Raw genomic sequence first — 988 nt, 5'->3', positions numbered from 1 at the left:
CTCCAGAATTAGTCTACTTTGCGTAGGTGAGTTGAGACTTCTGCAACTTCATTAATGGACTAAGATCCTTACCCTGATTTCCCCAATACTCGAACAAAGCAATTAAACTATATGCACCTCTTATTGATCCATCAGAATCTATGATCTGCCAGTCTTGAACTTGATCAATTCCGACATCTTGTCTTCCATCATAATCTTCAGAATCATCAATGGGTTCGTTAGCTAGAGATACATTAAATAATTCGTTCCTATAGAAATGAACATAAGCCCATATATGCTCAATTGGCCCGTCTTCAGACTGTAAAGGAAATTTGATATATGCTCCATCAATCCCTTTATCTACTTCTTTGAGGAAGTCAGACATTGTTTCCTTTGCCTTAGCCACAGATGCTTCTAATTCTGAGCACTGTAAATCTGCGGGAACAACTTCTTCAATGCTCTTTCCTTTGTAACGAATATTCTTCCAGCCAGTAACTAGACAAATCAGAGGAAAAAATAGTTGGAAAACGCTCTTGAATCCCGACTTGAATTCTTCTGTTGGACAGAACTGGTTGTAGATAAACCAACCGCTTAGAGCAATTCCCATCAACAAGGTTATTAGACCAAATAATCGTTTTATATAGATGCGTATCATTTTTAGGAGAACGTAGAGCGCACGGATCACTGACCTCTCAGTGCACTTAGGTTTTGGGTTGACTGTGAAATTTTCATAAATCGGCGCTCTCTCAGCTGGTCAGTGATTCGGTGCCGCGTCTTGTTCTATCAAGTCGGTCTTTTTTTGTCCGTGTACCTAATCTGGATGAGCACACAACCCTGCGATTCGAGAAGTAAAAGAAATGTTAGGAGCGAGTGCAATCCGTAAATCAAACTGTGACTTCAAATCCTGTAGTAATGAGATGCGGGAGAACCAAAACGCTGAGAGATTAGACGAATAAGCAACCGGAATCATCTAGGTTAGAAATCAACGAACGATTTGTGAATCCAATAG

The 988-nt window shown here is 40.1% G+C and carries 1 protein-coding gene; it reads right to left on the bottom strand.

Annotated elements, in window-relative coordinates; translation table 11 throughout:
* Positions 1 to 13 precede the first annotated feature (13 nt).
* Positions 14 to 586 (bottom strand): DUF2314 domain-containing protein, encoded by a 573-nt coding sequence (locus BSZ32_RS13975; RefSeq protein ID WP_165788860.1) that lies wholly within the window; start codon positions 584 to 586, stop codon positions 14 to 16.
* Between the last annotated feature and the right edge of the window lie 402 nt (positions 587 to 988).

Origin of the sequence: Rubritalea profundi, assembly GCF_002954445.1 — a bacterium.
Taxonomy (GTDB): Bacteria; Verrucomicrobiota; Verrucomicrobiia; order Verrucomicrobiales; family Akkermansiaceae; genus Rubritalea; species Rubritalea profundi.
The sequence above is the reverse complement of the archived record's forward strand: the minus strand, read 5'-3'. Positions and strand labels throughout refer to the sequence as shown.

Excerpts from the sequence above, each read along its gene's own strand:
- BSZ32_RS13975 (WP_165788860.1), bottom strand. The coding sequence starts at position 586 with ATGGGAATTGCTCTAAGCGGTTGGTTTATCTACAACCAGTTCTGTCCA.